The sequence below is a fragment of the Mesorhizobium sp. LNHC221B00 genome, from assembly GCF_000502935.1.
In the GTDB taxonomy this organism is placed as follows: domain Bacteria; phylum Pseudomonadota; class Alphaproteobacteria; order Rhizobiales; family Rhizobiaceae; genus Mesorhizobium; species Mesorhizobium opportunistum.
The window spans coordinates 83179-101104 of the sequence record NZ_AYWR01000016.1 but is presented as its reverse complement, the minus strand read 5'-3'; the positions used below and the strand labels follow the sequence as shown (position 1 = coordinate 101104).

The following is a 17926-nucleotide window of genomic DNA, read 5'->3' as shown; positions in this document are numbered from 1 at the left end:
GCCGACGATGAGCCACACCATCAACCATTTGAAGAAACTCAGGCTGCAGCGCAGCGAGCTGGCGGTTCCCGGCTCCAGCCCGGAGATGATCGACAAGGCGGCCAACAGCGCCGCCGACTTCGTCTTCCTCGACATCGAGGACGCGGTCGCGCCGCCCGACAAGGAGCGCGCCCGCAGGAACATCATCCAGGCGCTTAACGACATCGACTGGCGCGCCAAGGGTAAGACCGTCTCGGTGCGCATCAACGGGCTGGATACCCACTACATGTACCGCGACGTGGTCGATGTGATGGAACAGTCCGGCGACCGGTTGGATACCATTTTGGTGCCGAAGGTCGGCGTGCCGGCCGACCTCTACATGGTCGAGGCCATGGTCAACCAGATCGAGATGGCCAAGGGCTTCAAGACCCGCGTCGGCCTCGAAGCGCTGATCGAGACCGCGCTCGGCATGGCCAATGTCGAGGCGATTGCCGCGACGCCAGGACGGCTGGAAGCCATGCATTTCGGCGTCGCCGACTATGCGGCGAGCTGCAAGGCACGCACCGTCAACATCGGCGGCCTCAACCCCGACTATCCCGGCGACCAGTGGCATTTCGCGCTGTCGCGGATGACGGTCGCCTGCCGCGCCTATGGGCTGCGCGCCATCGACGGGCCGTTCGGCGATTTCTCCGATCCCGAAGGCTACATCGCCGGCGCGAAGCGCGCTGCGGCACTCGGGATCGAAGGCAAATGGGCGATCCATCCCTCGCAGATCGCACTCGCCAACGACGTCTTCTCGCCGCCGGAAAAAGAGGTCACGCGCGCCAGGCGCATCCTCGAAGTGCTGAAGGAAGCCGAGGCGCAGGGCAAGGGAGCGGCCGCGCTCGACGGCAAGATGATCGACGCCGCGTCGGAACGCATGGCCAGAAACGTATTGGTGGTCAACGAAGCGATCGAGCGCGCGGGCCAACTTAGCCAACGAGAGCCGCGCGTCGCAGCACTTTGACTGTTCAGGGAGGAAAAAATGGACATCCACGAATATCAGGCCAAGGAACTGCTGGCACGGCACGGCGTGCATGTGCCGCGCGGCGGGCTGGCCTACAGCCCCGAACAGGCGACCTACAGGGCGCGCGAGATCGGCGGCGGCAAATGGGTGCTGAAGGCGCAGGTGCATTCCGGCGCGCGCGGCAAGGCCGGCGGCATCAAACTGTGCGCCAATGACGAGGAGATCTCGAATGCCGCCGAAGCGATGCTTGGGCGCAAGCTGGTGACGCAGCAGACCGGCCCACGCGGCAAGCTGATCTCCAGGCTCTATCTCGAGGAAGCCGTCGACATCGCGCAGGAGCTCTATGTCGGCTTCGTCCTCGACCGCAAGGAAGAGCGCGTCATGATCGTGGCCTCGGCCGCCGGCGGCATGGAGATCGAGGACATCGTCGAGAAGGCCCCCGATTCCATCCTGCGCACATCGGTCGATCCCGGCGTCGGCATGCAGCGCTTCCAGGCACGCGAGATCGCCTTCGGGCTCGGCCTCGACCACGATTTGATCGGCAAGGCGACCGAGACCATCTTCAGCTGCTACCAGGTATTTCGCGACTACGACGCCTCCATGCTGGAGATCAATCCGCTGGTGGTGACCCGCGACGGCAGCCTGATCGCGCTCGACGCAAAAATGTCGTTCGACGAGAACGCACTGTTTCGGCGGCCGGAAATCTCGGAGCTGCGCGACAAGAGCCAGGAAGACCCGCGCGAGACCTTCGCCAGCGATCGCGGCCTCTCCTATGTCGGCCTCGACGGCAATATCGGCTGCATCATCAATGGCGCGGGCCTCGCCATGGCGACGATGGACATGATCAAGATCGCCGGCGGCGAGCCGGCCAACTTCCTCGACATCGGCGGCGGCGCCTCGCCCGAGCGGGTGGCGAAATCCTTCCGCGCCGTGCTCGGCGACAAGAATGTCGAGACCATCCTGGTCAACATCTTCGCCGGCATCAACCGCTGCGACTGGGTCGCCGAAGGCGTCGTCAAGGCGATCCGCGAGGTCGGCGTCAACGTGCCCTTGGTGGTGCGGCTCTCCGGCACCAAGGCGGAGGAAGGACGCCGCATCCTGGCCGATTCCGGCGAGGCGGTGATCGTCGCCGACACGCTGGCCGAAGCCGCCGAAAAAGCCGTCGCCGCATGGCGCGCGGCCGCCAAGAAAAAAGCAGCCTGAGGGAGGTCGAGAAAATGGCAATCCTGCTCAACCGCAGCACCCGCGTCATCGTCCAGGGGTTTACCGGCAAGATCGGCAGTTTCCACGCCGAGGACATGAAACGCTACGGCACCAAGCTTGTCGGCGGCGTCACCCCCGGCAAAGGCGGCCAGAAGCATCTCGGCCTGCCCGTCTTCAACACGGTCAAGGGCGCGGTGCGCGAGACCCGCGCCGAGGCGAGCATCGTCTTCGTGCCGCCGCCCTTCGCCGCCGATTCGATCATGGAAGCGGCGGACGCCGGGATAAAACTCTGCATCTGCATCACGGACGGCATCCCCTCGCAGGACATGATGCAGGTCAAGCGCTACATGCGCCGCTACCGCTTCGAGGACCGCATGCGGCTGATCGGGCCGAATTGCGCCGGCGTCATCACGCCAGGCCAGGCGCTGATGGGCATCATGCCCGGCAACATCTACCTGCCCGGCCGCATCGGCATCGTCGGCCGCTCCGGCACGCTGGGCTACGAGGCCGCCTCGCAGATGAAGGCGCTCGGCATCGGTGTGTCGACCAGCGTCGGCATCGGCGGCGACCCGATCAACGGCTCCTCCTTCAAGGACATTCTGAAGCTGTTCGAGCAGGACGACGAGACCGACGCCGTGGTGATGATCGGCGAGATCGGCGGACCGCAGGAGGCGGAAGCCGCGATCTGGGCGCGCGACAACATGCGCAAGCCCCTGATCGCCTACATCGCCGGCCTTTCCGCCCCGAAAGGCCGCCGCATGGGCCACGCCGGCGCCATCATCTCCGCCTTCGGCGAATCGGCGCAGGAGAAGGTCGAGATCCTGAAAGAGGCCGGGGTGATAATCGTGCCGACGCCGTCATCGTTTGGCGAGGTGGTGGCCGATACGCTGGCCAGGATGAAGAAGGCGGCGTAACGTTCGGGAACAGCCGGCCTGCGGGCAGTTGCCGGAGCACGAGGCGGCGCGATCTGAATGCGCCGCCCAAATGGCCTCTCCCAAACAGCCGAGCGGGCCGGCGCCTTGACGCCGGTTCAGTTCAGGACGGCGGGTGGCGGGCCGGCTTGCCAGCCTGTCGTTCTGGCGGGCCGGCTCTCAAACACGCTGGCAAGATTGTGTGCCGCCCGCGGTGGGCCAGCCCTGGTCATCGGCTCGACCGGATTCGATGCCGCCGAACTAGCCGACATCGCCGAGGCCGCCAAGACCGTCGCCATCTTGCGCTCCAGCAGCTTTTCGGTGGGGCCGAACATGCTGGTCGGATTGGTCGAAGAAGCATCGAGAGCGCTCGATCCCAACGACTGGGACGCCGAGGTCTTCGGCCGACATCATCCAGGGCCACGGCGGCAAGATCGAGTTGCATGACAACGAGCCAAACGGCCTCGTTGTTACGATCGATCTGCCGAACGGACCAAAGGTCGAGCCCTTATAGGACGCCACGTGCTCGGAGATTCCTACATGCGCCCGCGGACGCCTTCCGGATCATAAGGAGAGTCCGCGATCACCTTTGCCGGACGTCGCGCGCCGAGGATTGAAACCTCCAGCGCTGTCCCCGGCGTGCCAAGCTCCAGCGGCAGCAGCGCCAAGGCTATGTCGTGGCCAAACGTATAGGAGTAACCCGCCGAGGTGACGCGGCCGACAAGCTTGCCGTCGCGATAGACGCCCTCATAGGCAAAGGCGCTCGCCCCGTCCGTATCGATGGACAGCGTGACGATCCGGCGCGTCGTACCCTGCTTTTGCTTCGCAGCCAGGGCAGTGCTGCCGATGAAGTCGCCCTTGTCGAGCCGCACGAAGCGGTCGAGACCGCTTTCCCAGGCCGACAATTCGAGATTCATGTCGCGGTACATAGCGCGGTAGGACTTGTCGAGACGCAGCGATTCCAGCGCCTGCAGCCCGACCAGCCTGAGCCCATGCGCCTGTCCCGACGCCAGAAGCGCATCCAGCAAATGCCGCTGGTAGCAGAGCGGATGATAAAGCTCCCAGCCGAGTTCGCCCGAATAGTTGACACGCATCAGCCGCACGTCGCTGGCCAGGCCAACGGTCGCCGATTTGACGCTGAACCACGGGAAAGCCTCGTTCGACAGATCGATCTCGGTCAGCGGCTGCAGCACGTCGCGCGCTTTGGGCCCGACCACGGTGAAGCTGCCGCGATCGTTGGTGACATTGCTCAGGTGCACGCTGCCGTCCTTCGGCAGCAGCCGGCTGAGGTCGTCGTGGTTCCAGCGCTCGGCGCGCGGTGTCGAGACGAGGTAGAACAGGTCGCTCCCCAGCCGCGCCACCACATATTCGGCCTGCACGCCGCCGGCCGGCGTCAGGTGATGGGCGAGCGCGATGCCGCCGAGCTTCGGCAAGCGATTGGCGAGGATGCCGTCGAGCCAGCGCTCGGCACCCGGGCCGCCGACCTGGAACTTGGTCATCGGCGTCATTTCGACCAGGCCGGCGGCTTGCCGCACGGCCTGGACTTCCTCGCCGACATAGGTGCCCTTGGCGGTCCAGCGCCAACTGTACGAATTGCGGGCCTCGACACCCGAAGGCGCGAACCAGCTTGGCATTTCCCAGCCGTTCAGGACATCCCACACCGCGCCGAGCTGGCTCAGGCGCTCGTAGGAAGGAGCCGTCTTCTGCGGCCTTGCCGCCGGCATGTCCTGGCCCGGATAATGCTGTGCCGCATGGGTGCCCCAGGCTTCCCGCACCTTCTCACGCGTCCAGTTCTTGTTGGCATGGTCGCCAAAGCGTCGCGGATCCAGTTCCGCCGTGTCGATGCTGTTGCCGCCTTCGACAATGCGCTCGGAAAGATAGTGGCCGATCGCTCCGCCCCACAGGATGCCGCCCGGCACGCCTTCGGCGAGCCAGACATTTTGAAGCCGCCAGGCCGGCCCCATCAGCGGCAGTTCATCGGCCGTCATCTGGAATGGTCCGCGCACGTTCCGCTTGATGCCGGCGCGCCCGAGCGCGGGCACCAGTTCGCTCGCCCGTTCCCAGTTCCAGGAGACGGCGTCGAAATCCTCATCGAGCAGGTCGGCGCCGAACCATTCCGGCACGCCGTTCTCGGCGAACAGCTTGAGCTGTTCCGTGCGCTCGTAGGGGCCGAACATCAGCCCGTCTCCCTCTTCGCGCAGATAACCCTCGTAGCCCTCGTCCCTCAGGATCGGCATTTCCGGAAGGCCAAGCCGCTTGCGCTCCACGACTTCGGGCACCGCCTCGGTGATCCAGTACTGATGCACGATCGGGATTGCCGGAATGTCGAGGCCCAGCATGGCGCCGGTCTGGCGCGCATAATTGCCGGTGGCGAGGATGAGGTGTTCGCAGATCACGTCGCCGCGCGAGGTTCTGACCTTCCACTCGCCGCCCGGCAGCCGCTCGAACCCCGTCACTTCGGTGCCGAGATGGATCTTGGCGCCAAGGTCGCGCGCGCCCTTGGCCATTGCCTGGGTCACGTCGGCGGGCGCGATATGACCGTCATCGGGATGATAGAGCGCGCCCAGCATGTCGTTGTTGTCGAGCAGCGGCCAGATCTCGCGCGCCTCGGCGGGCGACACGATCCGCGCCCGGATGCCCTGGACCTCGGCGACATCCATGTAGCTGCGGTATTCGTCGAGCCGGTCGCGTGTGTTGGCGATGCGCAGCTGGCCGCATTTGTGCCAGCCGACCTTCTGGCCGGTTTCGGCTTCGAGGCCTTCATAGATCTCGATGGACTTGGCGATCATGCGGCCGACATTGAGGCTGCGCGCATAGGAGGGTATCAGCCCCGCCGCATGCCATGTCGAACCGGCGGTAAGCTGCGTTCGCTCGAGCAGCGCGACATCGCTCCAGCCACGCTTCGCCAGGCCGTAAAGAATGCCTGCGCCGACACAGCCGCCACCGACGACCACGGCCCGAAAATTGCCCAACATACGCGATGCCCCTGGATGGAGTTGTCCTGGGCACTATAGGCAAGCGCGATCTCGTCGGTCACGCCATTTGCGACGCCGGCGTGGCGAATGGCGATTGGTGCACCATTGCATGCTGGCGCGCACTGTCGCCGAGGCAAGCCGGATCGGAGAGAATGGTGCGGTCGAGAAGACTCGAACTTCCACGGGTTGCCCCACAGCGACCTCAACGCTGCGCGTCTACCAATTCCGCCACGACCGCACGTGGTAGGAGCCGGAACCGACCGGCTCGCGGCGTGTAGCAAATCGTTTCCGGCGAAACAAGTGCGCCGCGAGCAATAATCTCAAGCGATTGGCATAACGGTCCACAGGATTGGAAAACTGGGCCGGAACTGGACGTTTTGCCCGTTTGAGGCCATATGGAAGCAAATGCATGTCGCCCGAAAGTGCAAGGCGGTCTTGGGCTATGGTATGCATGGGCAAAAAGCGACACGCCATGACAGAACGCAGCCAGATCGCCACGTCATTCCTGCCCCTGCCCGGGTCAGCGCCGGTCGAATGGCGCATCGAGCCCGGCCTCACCGCCTATCCCGACGCGCTTGCCTTCATGGAGGCGCGCGCCGAGGCGATCCGCAGCGGTGCCGCCGGCGAGATGGTCTGGCTGGTCGAACATCCGCCGCTCTACACCGCCGGCACCAGTGCCCGCATCGAGGACCTGATCGAGCCTGACCGCTTTCCGGTCTTTTCGGCAGGACGCGGCGGCGAATACACTTATCATGGGCCGGGCCAACGAGTTGCCTATGTGATGCTCGACCTGAAGCGGCGCCGCGAGGATGTGCGCGCCTTCGTCGCGGCGCTCGAACAGTGGATCATCGGCACCCTCGCTGCCTTCAACGTGCGCGGCGAACGCCGCGAGGACCGGGTCGGCGTCTGGGTGGTGCGGCCCGATCGCCCCGCACTGCCGGACGGCTCGCCGGCCGAAGACAAGATCGCGGCCATCGGCATCCGGCTGCGGCGCTGGGTGAGCTTTCACGGCATCGCCATCAATGTCGAGCCGGAGCTGGCCCATTTCAGCGGCATCGTGCCGTGCGGTGTCCAGGACCATGGCGTCACCAGCCTCGTCGACCTCGGCCTTCCCGTTGGCATGGCCGACCTCGATCTGGCTCTGAAATCCGCCTTCGAGGATGTCTTTGGTCCGGCCATCGCCTTGCCTGTCGAAGCGGCCCGCAAGGCCGGTTGAGCCTTTCGAGTTCAGGCAGATTAAATTAGCTGCCCCGACGCCCACAACACACCGCAGCCATGGATGACGAATACCGCCAGCAGCGCTCCGGCGATAGCGAAGCTATCGACGGTACGGATCGGCTCCAGTTCGTGACGCGGCTTTATCCCGCTGCCCACCGTCAGCAGGCTGAGGATCGAAAAGACCGCTCCCGCCACGATCAGGAACCCTGATGAGAAGCCGGCCTGCCGGCCGAGCGCCAGGAAGGCGGACAGCAGGAAGAACGAGGCCAGCGCCAGCACGATCGGCCCCGGGCAGATCTGGCGCAGCACCTGGCCGCCGTCGAACTTCCACACCGGCACCAGATTGGCGATGTTGAACAGGGCAGCACAACCCGCCAGTGCCGCCAGCAGCGCGGCGGCGGCCTTGTGCCCCTCGCCGCCGGCAAACACGCTGGCGGCAATGACGATCGGCACCAGGAAGGCGGAGAACCCCGCCCCCATCAGCGCCACGAAGGCCACCTCGAAACGGCTGTTGTAGGGCCGGCCGCCAATGGCGATGCCGCCGAGCAGCGGGATGAAGATCATCCGCGCCTTGCGGTGGCCCATCAGGCGGAACGCCGCCATGTGGCCGAGCTCGTGCAAGGCCACGACCGACGTCAGGATCGAGGCCAGCGCCAGCCCGCCGAGGTGAAGCCCGAAGAACGGCCACAGGATCAATGCCGACAGCACGGCGAAACCGACCTGGCTCAGCGGATGTTCGAACCAGCCGCCCTTGCGATACTGCCCAGTGACCGCCCAGCGCTGCAGCTTGGAAAGTTCGCGGCGCATGGCGAAATAACGGAACACCAGGAAGGCGACGCCACGGTAGCGGTCGGTCCGGCCGAGCGTCACCCGCGTGCCGCCGCCTTCCGAAGCGAGATCCGTGGTTTCGCTATAATCCTTCCAGAACGAGCCATCGAGAGCGGTGTCCTCGATGACGCGCATCGTGAAGCTGCTGCCTTCGACGACGTCTTCGAGCTTCGACCTGCGCTCGATCGGCTTGCCGTCGCGGCCTTCCCACGACAGCATGATGCGAGCCTCGCCCTCCCCGTCCAGCATCTGCGCCGACAGGATCTCGCCGGACCAGCCGGCATCGTTGCCGAGCGGCCACAGCGCCTGCCAGAGACGCTGCCGGTCCATGGCAACCACGCGGCTGGACCTGACCGTTCGCAAACCAAGCGGCACGGTTATCAAGAGAAAGATCAGCCCGAGATTGCTGACCACCAGAATGGCGGTGATGATGGGCGACACCTGGACGTTGCTCCTGCCTTGGTGGAGAACCCTAACGTCACGGCGGCAAGAAAGGCTTAACGGCGGGGCGGCCGCGCCCGCCGGAACTGCGGCGACGAAAGCCGCCAAATCACATGGCTCCGATCCAGATCGCCATGGAAACGAGAAACGCACTCATGCAAACCAGCGAGACGACATCCTGAACCAGATCGGTCATAACTCTCTCCTGTTGTTGATATGTTCGCAATTTGTTCTAATTTTGTTTCAAAGTCAACGAGCAGAATCCGCCCGCGGCCGGAATCTTCGAGCGATCAAATCGGCAGGGTTAAGAAAAGGTTGACGGGTGTCAGGCAGGGCTATGTGGCAGATCACATGCCTTTGCGATTGGCTCATACGCCCATCGTTTCGTCATCCTAGGGCGGAGCAAGGAGCGGAGCGACGCGCGCAGACCCTAGGATCCATGCCGCGATCGAGAGGCGATGCTACGGTGCAGAATCACCCCTCCGACAGAGGCTCGTATCCTCGACCCCAGTATTTGTCTCGAACGTAACGGCATGGATCCTAGGGTCTGCGCTCCGCTTCGCGGAGCTCCGCCCTAGGATGACGAAATGGACCTTCACAGCGGCACCACCTTACCGTCGGCCAGCGTGACGCGCCGGTCCATCCGCGAGGCCAGTTCGTGATTGTGGGTGGCGATCAGCGCGGCGAGTCCAGACTGCCGCACCAGCGCCCCCAGCGCCTCGAAAACATAGGAGGCGGTGACCGGATCGAGATTGCCGGTCGGCTCGTCGGCCAATAGCACCAGCGGCGCATTGGCGACCGCGCGCGCGATGGCGACGCGCTGCTGCTCGCCGCCGGACAGCTCGGCCGGCCGGTGCGAGGCGCGCTTGCCGATCTGCATGTAGTCGAGCAGTTGCGCGGCGCGCTCGGACGCTTCCTTGCGGCTCAGCCCTTTGATCAGTTGCGGCATCATGATGTTTTCCAGCGCGGAAAACTCCGGTAGCAGATGATGGAACTGGTAGACGAAGCCGACATCGTTGCGGCGTATCGAGGTGCGTTCATCGTCGGACAGCCGCCCGCAGGCCCGGCCGGACAGGATGACGTCACCGGCGTCGGGGCGTTCCAGCAGGCCCGCCGTGTGCAGCAGCGTCGACTTGCCGGTGCCCGACGGCGCCACCAGCGCCACCATCTCGCCGCGCCGCAGCGCAAAATCGGCGCCGTTCAGGATGGTGAGCTTGCGCGGCCCCTGGACATAGTGCCGCTCGACGCTCTTCAGCTCGATAATGACCTCGGCCATTATTCGTACCTCAAGGCTTCGACCGGATCGAGGCGAGCTGCCCGCCATGCCGGAAACACCGTTGCCAGGAAGGACAGGGCGAGCGCCATGATGATGACATAGGTGGTCTCGCGCGGATCCATTTTTGCCGGCAGCTGGCTGAGGAAGTAGAGCTCGGGGTTGAACAGCACCTTGCCGGTCATCCAGGAGAAGAACTGGCGGATCGATTCGATATTGGTGCAGATGACGACACCGAGCAGCACGCCGGCGAGCGTGCCGGTGACGCCGATCGCAGCCCCCGTCATCAGGAAGATGCGCAGGATGGCGCCGCGCGAGGCGCCCATGGTGCGCAGGATGGCGATGTCGCGGCCCTTGTCCTTCACCAGCATGATCAGGCCGGAAATGATGTTGAGGGCCGCCACCAGCACGATCAGCGTCAGGATCATGAACATGACGTTGCGCTCGACCTGCAGGGCGGAAAAGAAGGTCTCGTTGCGCTGGCGCCAGTCGACCATGTCGATCGGCCGCTGTGCCGCTTCTTCCACCTTCGGTTTCAGCGCGTCGACATTATCGGGATTGTCGACATAGATCTCGATCGTCTGCGCGCGCCCGTCCATATTGAAATAGAGCTGCGCCTCTGAGAACGGCATGTAGACGATGGAAGTGTCATATTCCGACATGCCGACTTCGAAGATCGCCGAGATCTTGTAGCCCTTCATGCGCGGCGTCGTGCCGATCGGCGTCACGTCGCCATCGGGCGAGATCAGCGTGATGGTGTCGCCCAGCGTCAAGCCGAGATTCTCGGCCATGCGCTTGCCTATGGCAACGCCCTCGCCGCTGTCGAAATCGGCGAGCGAACCCTGCTTTATGTTGTTGGCGACAATGGCGATCTTGCCGAGATCCTCACTGCGTATGCCGCGCACCAGCGCGCCGGTGCCGCCACCGACATTGCCTTGCGCCAGCACCTGGCCGTCGATCAGCGGGATGGCGTATTTGACGCCGGGCACGCCGTTGATGCGGCCTGCGACCTGGGCGTAGTCATCGAGCGGCGAATCGATCGGCTGCACGATCAAATGGCCGTTGACGCCAAGGATCCGCGTCAACAGTTCGGCGCGGAACCCGTTCATCACGGCCATCACCACGATCAGCGTCGCAACGCCCAGCATGATGCCGAGGAAGGAGATCGAGGCGATGACCGAGATCACCGTCTCCTTGCGCCGCGAACGCAGGTAGCGCCATGCGACCGTGCGTTCGAAGACGGAAAAGGGACCGGCGCCCGCCGATCTTGCCGCGGCCGCCTCGCTCATGCGGCGGCACCGAAGCGTTTTTTCGCCTCAGCGATCGGCAGCGTCTCGCGCTCGCCGGTCTTGCGATTCTTGATTTCGACCTCGCCGGCGGCGACGCCGCGCGGCCCGACGATCACCTGCCAGGGCAGGCCGATCAGGTCGGCGGTGGCGAACTTGCCGCCCGGCCGCTGGTCGGTGTCGTCGTAGAGCACATCCTTGCCGGCATCGGCAAAGGCGGCATAAAGCTCGTCGCAGACGCGGTCGCAGTCGGCATCGCCCACCTTCATGTTGATCACGCCGATGTCGAAAGGCGCCACGGCTTCCGGCCAGATGATGCCGTTCTCGTCATGGCTGGCTTCGATGATTGCCGCGACCAGCCGCGACGGGCCGATGCCGTAGGAACCGCCCGAGACGAAATGATCCTTGCCGTCAGGACCGGTCACCTTGGCGCCCATGGGCTTGGAATATTTGTCGCCGAAATGAAAGATATGGCCGACCTCGATGCCTCGCGCCGAGACCCGGTCGTCTTCGCCGAGCTTGTCCCACGCTGCTTCGTCGTGCATCTCGTCGGTGGCGGCGTAAGGCGTCGTCCACGTCTTGACGATGTCGGCGATCTCGCCGTCATTGGCGAAGTCGGTGTTTTCGCCGGGCACCTGGAGCGACAGATAATCACGATCGCAATAGACCTGGCTCTCGCCCGTGTCGGCCAGGATGATGAACTCGTGGCTGAGATCGCCGCCGATCGGCCCAGTATCGGCCCGCATCGGGATAGCCTGCAGGCCCATGCGCGTGAAGGTCCTGAGATAGGACACGAACATCCTGTTATAGGCCGCCTTGGCGCCTTCGAAATCGAGGTCGAAGGAATAGGCGTCCTTCATCAGGAATTCGCGCGAGCGCATGACCCCGAAGCGCGGCCGCACCTCGTCGCGGAACTTCCACTGGATGTGGTAGAGATTGAGCGGCAGGTCCTTGTAGGACTTGACGTAGGCGCGGACGATTTCGGTGACCACTTCCTCATTGGTCGGACCGTAGAGCATGTCGCGGTCCTGCCGGTCCTTGATGCGCAGCATCTCCTTGCCGTAGTCGTCGTAGCGGCCGCTTTCGCGCCACAAATCGGCCGACTGGATGGTCGGCATCAGGATTTCCAGCGCACCGGCGCGATTCTGCTCCTCGCGGATGATCTGGCAGACCTTGTCCAGCACCCGCTTGCCGAGCGGCAGCCAGGAAAAACTGCCCTGCCCCTGCTGGCGGATCATGCCGGCACGCAGCATCAGCCGGTGCGAGACGATCTCGGCCTCGCGCGGATTTTCTTTCAGGATAGGCAGGAAATAGCGCGACAAACGCATGGACTGGTCCGTGAATGAGAACGGCCGCGCCAGAATCGGCGCGACGCAGGTTTGCTTGCCCCGGCTTCATAGCCATTTCATGGCGGAATGGAAACCCGGGCATCGCCGCTCATCAGCGCCTTCAGGCCCCGGAATCCCTTGGTTCCCGGTCAGGCCGCGCTGGCAATCGAGCGTGCCGAACCTCTTCGGATTTGGCCTCCAATTCTTTGCGCGCGTCAATGCAAAACATGCCGTAAAGGCTGCCTTGCCCACTGCTGGTCGTTTCGAAAGCAAAGCATGCCATACTATTGTGCAGTGCAGCACGAGAATGCCTGTTTCGAGGCAAAATTCTTCGTGACATTTTCATTCGGCTTAGGCTAATGTCCCGCGATAACCGAGAGGGCGGAGACAAATCTGCTCTCCTACGCGGTCAAAGTCTTGGGAGGATGCGATCTAGGCGCGGTTACTCGCTGCCGCCGGAAACCGGAAACAGATCGGACGCGTTTAATTGCAAGGCCTCGTGCCTTGCATTTTTTTTGTGCAATCATCTGGTTAGCGCGGCGAGTTGCCAGCTTACATGACCCAGCGTCAGCTTGCGCAGGGTGGCGGCGCGTGGCGGCATTTCAAGCCCATCCGCACCGCTCCGATCTCTTCCAAGCAGCCTTGCCGGGCGCTCTATTTCGCCGGTGTCTGGCCGAAATCCGGCACGATGTGCGGGATGTCGTTGAGGCTGTATCCCAGCCCGTGCGTCAGGCCATAGAAAATGCCCATCAGGACCGCCGTGGCGACGGTCGTGCGGATCACGGCGCGCAGCATATGCGGCCCGCGCGGCGCGCTCGGCACCGTGCCCAGCGTAACGTCCTTATCGTCGTCCTGCGTCCTCACGCTGAACGGCAGTACGGCGAACAGCACCACCCACCAGGTCGCGAAAAACAGCGCGGTGAACGAAACCCAGCTCATGATTGCTCCAGTTCGATCAGCGTGCCGAAGAAATCCTTCGGGTGCAGGAACAGCACCGGCTTGCCGTGCGCACCGATCTTCGGGTTGCCGTCGCCGAGCACGCGGGCGCCGGCGGCCTTGAGCTGGTCACGCGCGGTCACGATATCGTCGACCTCGTAGCAGAGATGGTGCATGCCGCCGGATGGGTTCTTCGCCAGGAACGCGGCGATCGGCGAGCCCTCGCCAAGCGGCTCCAGCAACTCGATCTTGGTGTTGCCCACATCGACGAACACCACCGTGACGCCATGCTCCGGCAAAGCCTGCGGTTCCGTCACTTCGGCGCCAAGTGTATTACGGTAAGCAGCAATTGCCGCCGCCAGATCCGGCACCGCAATCGCGACATGGTTCAGCCGTTCAAGCATTGGTTTTCCTCAGGCAGTAACGCAAACGGACCGAGGGACGAGCACAACGCAACTTGCCTTCCCTGCTGCCGTACTGCCCTACTCCCTTATTCCCCTGTTCGTCACCTTGTGACGAACACCGTCACCAGCGGCTTCTTGCCCCAGGCTTCGTTGGCGGCGCCGCGCACCGCGCGCCGCACCGCCTCCTGCACCAAGTCGAGGTCTTTTCGGCGCTGGCGGGGGATCGAATCCACCGCGCCGACGGCCGCATCGATCATCAGGTCCTCCAGCGTCTCGCCACGGGCATCGGCCTCGGCGACGCCGATAGCGACAAGGTCGGGATCGCCGGCCAGTTCATATTTGTCGTCGAGCACGACATTGACCGCGACATGGCCGGCAAAGGACAATTTGCGCCGGTCGCGAATGCCCATCGCCTGGTCGGTGCCGATCAAATTGCCGTCCTTGTAGATGCGGCCGAACGGCACCTGGTCGATGATCGTGGCGGGGCCGGGAGCGAGCCGCAGCATGTCGCCGTCGCGCACCTGCGCCACCTGGCCGATGCCGGAGGTCGACATCAGCGATCCCTGCGCCACCAGATGCGCGGCCTCGCCATGCACGGGAACGCCGATCTGCGGGCGCACCCATTCGTACATCTTGCGCAGTTCGCTGCGGCGGGGATGGCCCGAGACATGCACCAGCGCGTCGCCGTCCTCGATGATCTTGATGCCGAGATCGATGAGGCGGTTCTTGATCTCGAGGATCGCCTTTTCGTTGCCGGGAATGGTACGCGAGGAAAACACCACCGTGTCGCCCGCCGTCAGCGATACCGATTTCATCTCGTCGCGTGACAGCTTGGCAAGGGCTGCCAGCGGCTCGCCCTGGCTGCCGGTGCAGATGATGACGAGGTTTTCGCGCGGGATGAAGCCGAAATCCTCCTCGGCGATGAACTCCGGCAGGCCGTCCATGTAACCGAGCTCATCGGCCACATCGATGACGCGCTTCAGCGAGCGGCCGAGCACCAGGCACTGACGGCCGGCATCGCGTGCTGCCCTGGCAATGGAGACGATGCGCCCGACATTGGAGGAGAACGTGGTGACGGCGACGCGGCCCTTGGCGGCCTGGATGACACCCTTGAGGCCCTCGCCCACCGCGACTTCCGAAGGCGACTCGCCTTCACGCAGCGCATTGGTCGAATCGCAGATCAGCGCCAGCACGCCCTTGTCGCCATAGGCACGGAAGCGCGCTTCGTCGGTCTTCGGGCCGATCGTCGGTTCCGGGTCGATCTTCCAGTCGCCGGTGTGGATGACGGTGCCGGCCGGCGAGGTGATCGCCAGCGACATCGGCTCGGGAATCGAGTGCGCGACGGGAATGGCCTCGATCTCGAACGGGCCGACGGTGAATTTCTCGCCCGCCCGGTAGATCGTCAACGGGATCTTCGGCGCACCCTGTTCGCCCTGCCGCTTGGCTTCCAGCAGCCCGGCACTGAACGGCGTCATCCACACCGGCACCTTCAGCTTCGGCCAGGTGTCGAGCAGCGCGCCATAATGGTCCTCATGCGCATGGGTGATGATGATGCCGCGCAGGTTGGCGAGGTTCTCCTCGATGAATCGCGTGTCCGGCAGGATCAGGTCGACGCCCGGATGCGCCGCATCGGGAAAGGTGACGCCGACATCGATGACGATCCATTCGCGCGCGCTCGGCGGGCCGAAGCCGTAGAGGGCGAAGTTCATGCCGATCTCGCCGACGCCGCCGAGCGGCACGAAGACGAGTTCGGCGTTTTCCGCTTTCGCCATGATTTTTCCCTTCCTGGCCCTCAGGCCAAGCCGTTGAAGCAATTCCAGGAAAAGTGTGTAACGGCTTTCCCACCGGAATTGCGTAAAAACAAAACTATACCCGCGCGGATGCGACCGCGCCGAAATGCACATCGCCGGCGGCGATCGTCAAAACAGACCCGTCATCGTCGCGGATCACGAAACGGCAGTCCTCGTCAATGGTCTCGAACACGCCACGCACCACATTACCGTCAATTCTGACAGCAACCTCACCGCCAAGGCCCGCCGCGCGTGCCAGCCAGCGCCGCCGGATGGCGGCAAGGCCGCGCCCTTCATCCCAAAGCCGGGCATTCTCGCTCCAGGCATCCGACAGCGCCAGGAACAGCGTTTCGGCATCGCATGCCGCGCCCAATGCGCGAAGCGATGTCGCGGGATACGGCAAATCCAGCGGGTGCGCCACAACATTGACGCCGATGCCGACCGCGACCGCGAAACGCCCGCCGTCCAGAACGGCCGATTCCAGCAGGATGCCGGCCAGCTTGGCGCCGGAGGCCAGCACGTCGTTCGGCCATTTCAGCTCGAAGCGGTTTTGGCCCTGGCTGGCGCCGTCGAGGCCGATGGCGATGCGGCCCTTCGGCACCACGGCGTCGAGCGCATCGGCCAGCGCCAGGCCGGCGACGAAGCCGAGTGTCGCGGCAAGGCGAAGCTCGCCGCCGGTGAGGACGAGCAATGTCGCCGCCAGATTGCCTTCCGGCGTCGCCCAGACGCGGCCACGCCGCCCGCGCCCGCTTTCCTGCTTCTTGGAAACGACCCACAGCCTGCCCGGATCGCCTGCCCGGGCATGATCAAGCGCCAGCGCATTGGTGGAGCCGACGCTGTCATGCGCCTCGAGCCGGAACCCTTCCGACGCCGAGGTTGGAGCCAGCCGAAATGCCATGCCGTCTAGAAGAACGTCTTGGCGGCGGCTTCGGCATAGGTGCCGATCGGCCCGCCGATCAGCACATAGAACAGCACGAAGGCGCCACAGACGCCGAGCACGACGCGCAATTCCGTGGCCATCGGCACGAAACCGCCGACTGGTTCGTCAAACCACATGATCTTGATGATGCGCAGATAGTAATAGGCGCCCACCACAGAGGCCAGCACGCCGATGATCGCCAGCGCATAGAGGTTGGCGTTGATGGCGGCGAGGAAGACGTACCACTTCCCCCAGAAGCCGGCGAGCGGCGGAATGCCGGCCAGCGAGAACATCAGGATGGTCAGGATCGTCGCCATGATCGGATTGGTCGACGACAAGCCTGCCAGGTCGCTGATCTGCTCGACATTGCCTTCCTTGCGCCGCATGGCGAGGATGAAGGCGAAGGTGCCGAGCGTCATCACCAGGTATATCAGCATGTAGATGGCGACGCCGCGCACGCCGGCCTGGCTGTTGGCGGCAAGGCCGACCAGCGCGTAGCCCATATGGCCGATCGAGGAATAGGCCATCAGGCGCTTGATGTTGGTCTGGCCGATGGCGGCAAAGGCGCCGAGCGCCATGGAGGCGATCGAGATGAAGACGATGATCTGCTGCCAGTCAGCGGCGATCGGCTTGAACGCGCCCATGGTCACGCGCACGATCAGCGCCATCGCCGCCATTTTCGGCGCTGCCGCGAGGAAGGCCGTCACCGGCGTCGGCGCGCCCTCATAGACGTCCGGCGTCCACATGTGGAACGGCACCGCCGAGATCTTGAAGGCAAGGCCGGCCAGCACGAAGACGAGCCCGACGACAAGGCCAAGCTGACGCTCGCCGCCGCCAAGTGCGGTCGCGATCTCCTGGAAGCCGGTGTTGCCGGTGTAGCCATAGACCAGCGAGATGCCATAGAGCAGCATGCCCGACGACAGCGCTCCCAGGACGAAGTACTTCAGGCCGGCCTCGGTCGAACGCAGATTGTCGCGGTTGATCGCCGCCAGCACGTAGATCGCCAGCGACTGCAGTTCGAGGCCGAGATAGAGCCCGATCATGCCGTTGGCCGAGATCATCAGCATCATGCCCAGCGTGCAAAGCAGGATCAGCACCGGATATTCGAACTTGTCGAAACGCTCCGCCTTGGCAAAGCGCATCGAGATCACAAGCGTCACCGCCGAGCCGACCAGCGCCAGCACCTTCATGAAGCGGGCGAAGGAATCCTGGACGAAGGCGTTGCCGTAGGCGCTGCCCTGCCCCGTGGAAAAGATCAGCCAGGCGCCGGATATCACCAGCACGGCGACGGCGAGGCCGGTCACCGTGTTGGCGGTGTTGGCGCGCGAATAGGCCCCGACCATCAGCAGCGCGAGCGCGCCGATGGCAAGGATCAGCTCGGGCGTCGAGAGCGACAGGCTGGAGAGAAGGTCCGGCGTCATGGTTCGCA

At 64.3% G+C, this 17926-nt stretch carries 14 protein-coding genes, 1 tRNA gene and 1 pseudogene; 5 read left to right on the top strand and 11 right to left on the bottom strand.

Annotated features, from left to right (window positions below):
• The first annotated feature begins 7 nt into the window (after nucleotides 1-7).
• From X741_RS146000 to X741_RS1000000168845, 4 genes and pseudogenes are all read left to right on the top strand, one after another.
• Nucleotides 8-985, top strand: coding sequence for a CoA ester lyase (locus X741_RS146000; RefSeq protein ID WP_023779195.1), 978 nt, complete (start codon nucleotides 8-10; stop codon nucleotides 983-985).
• A gap of 18 nt (nucleotides 986-1003) precedes the next feature.
• Nucleotides 1004-2188, top strand: a complete 1185-nt coding sequence (locus X741_RS146005; protein WP_023779194.1) for a malate--CoA ligase subunit beta — start codon at nucleotides 1004-1006, stop codon at nucleotides 2186-2188.
• A 14-nt stretch (nucleotides 2189-2202) separates the two neighbouring features.
• On the top strand, nucleotides 2203-3102 hold the full coding sequence (sucD, locus tag X741_RS146010; RefSeq protein WP_023779193.1) for a succinate--CoA ligase subunit alpha: 900 nt from the start codon (nucleotides 2203-2205) through the stop codon (nucleotides 3100-3102).
• 186 nt (nucleotides 3103-3288) lie between these two features.
• Nucleotides 3289-3498: pseudogene (locus tag X741_RS1000000168845) on the top strand (4-hydroxy-tetrahydrodipicolinate reductase); the annotation flags it as partial.
• Nucleotides 3499-3635: 137 nt separating this feature from the next.
• Here X741_RS1000000168845 and X741_RS146015 read toward each other — a convergent pair.
• Both X741_RS146015 and X741_RS146020 read right to left on the bottom strand, forming a co-directional pair.
• Nucleotides 3636-6074: an FAD-dependent oxidoreductase gene (locus X741_RS146015; protein ID WP_023779191.1), complete on the bottom strand. Its 2439-nt coding sequence runs from the start codon at nucleotides 6072-6074 to the stop codon at nucleotides 3636-3638.
• Nucleotides 6075-6227: 153 nt separating this feature from the next.
• A tRNA-Leu gene (locus X741_RS146020) sits at nucleotides 6228-6312 on the bottom strand.
• A 234-nt stretch (nucleotides 6313-6546) separates the two neighbouring features.
• On the opposite strand from X741_RS146020, the gene lipB reads away from it, so the two are divergent.
• Nucleotides 6547-7290, top strand: a complete 744-nt coding sequence (gene lipB / locus X741_RS146025; protein WP_023779190.1) for a lipoyl(octanoyl) transferase LipB — start codon at nucleotides 6547-6549, stop codon at nucleotides 7288-7290.
• Between the two features lie 20 nt (nucleotides 7291-7310).
• On the opposite strand, the gene X741_RS146030 is transcribed toward lipB, so the two are convergent.
• From X741_RS146030 to nuoN, 9 genes are all read right to left on the bottom strand, one after another.
• A complete protein-coding gene (locus X741_RS146030; RefSeq protein ID WP_023779189.1) occupies nucleotides 7311-8561 on the bottom strand; it encodes a peptidase M50 in 1251 nt (416 codons plus the stop codon).
• A gap of 595 nt (nucleotides 8562-9156) precedes the next feature.
• Complete coding sequence (locus X741_RS146035) at nucleotides 9157-9840, bottom strand: ABC transporter ATP-binding protein (RefSeq protein WP_023779214.1); 684 nt, start codon at nucleotides 9838-9840, stop codon at nucleotides 9157-9159.
• Nucleotides 9837-11123: a lipoprotein-releasing ABC transporter permease subunit gene (locus X741_RS146040; RefSeq protein WP_023779188.1), complete on the bottom strand. Its 1287-nt coding sequence runs from the start codon at nucleotides 11121-11123 to the stop codon at nucleotides 9837-9839. Before X741_RS146040 ends, X741_RS146035 begins: the two co-directional genes overlap by 4 nt.
• Nucleotides 11120-12448 (bottom strand): proline--tRNA ligase, encoded by a 1329-nt coding sequence (gene proS, locus X741_RS146045; protein WP_023779187.1) that lies wholly within the window; start codon nucleotides 12446-12448, stop codon nucleotides 11120-11122. The genes X741_RS146040 and proS overlap by 4 nt, the downstream gene beginning before the upstream one ends.
• 654 nt (nucleotides 12449-13102) lie before the next feature.
• Nucleotides 13103-13387 carry a DUF1467 family protein gene (locus tag X741_RS146050; RefSeq protein ID WP_023779186.1) on the bottom strand — a complete coding sequence of 95 codons (285 nt, stop codon included), beginning with the start codon at nucleotides 13385-13387 and terminating at the stop codon, nucleotides 13103-13105.
• On the bottom strand, nucleotides 13384-13788 hold the full coding sequence (mce, locus tag X741_RS146055; protein ID WP_023779185.1) for a methylmalonyl-CoA epimerase: 405 nt from the start codon (nucleotides 13786-13788) through the stop codon (nucleotides 13384-13386). The genes X741_RS146050 and mce overlap by 4 nt, the downstream gene beginning before the upstream one ends.
• Nucleotides 13789-13889: 101 nt before the next feature.
• Nucleotides 13890-15560, bottom strand: coding sequence for a ribonuclease J (locus X741_RS146060; protein ID WP_023779184.1), 1671 nt, complete (start codon nucleotides 15558-15560; stop codon nucleotides 13890-13892).
• Between the two features lie 94 nt (nucleotides 15561-15654).
• Nucleotides 15655-16476: a biotin--[acetyl-CoA-carboxylase] ligase gene (locus tag X741_RS146065; RefSeq protein ID WP_023779183.1), complete on the bottom strand. Its 822-nt coding sequence runs from the start codon at nucleotides 16474-16476 to the stop codon at nucleotides 15655-15657.
• A gap of 5 nt (nucleotides 16477-16481) precedes the next feature.
• Nucleotides 16482-17918: an NADH-quinone oxidoreductase subunit NuoN gene (gene nuoN, locus X741_RS146070; protein ID WP_023779182.1), complete on the bottom strand. Its 1437-nt coding sequence runs from the start codon at nucleotides 17916-17918 to the stop codon at nucleotides 16482-16484.
• Between the last annotated feature and the right edge of the window lie 8 nt (nucleotides 17919-17926).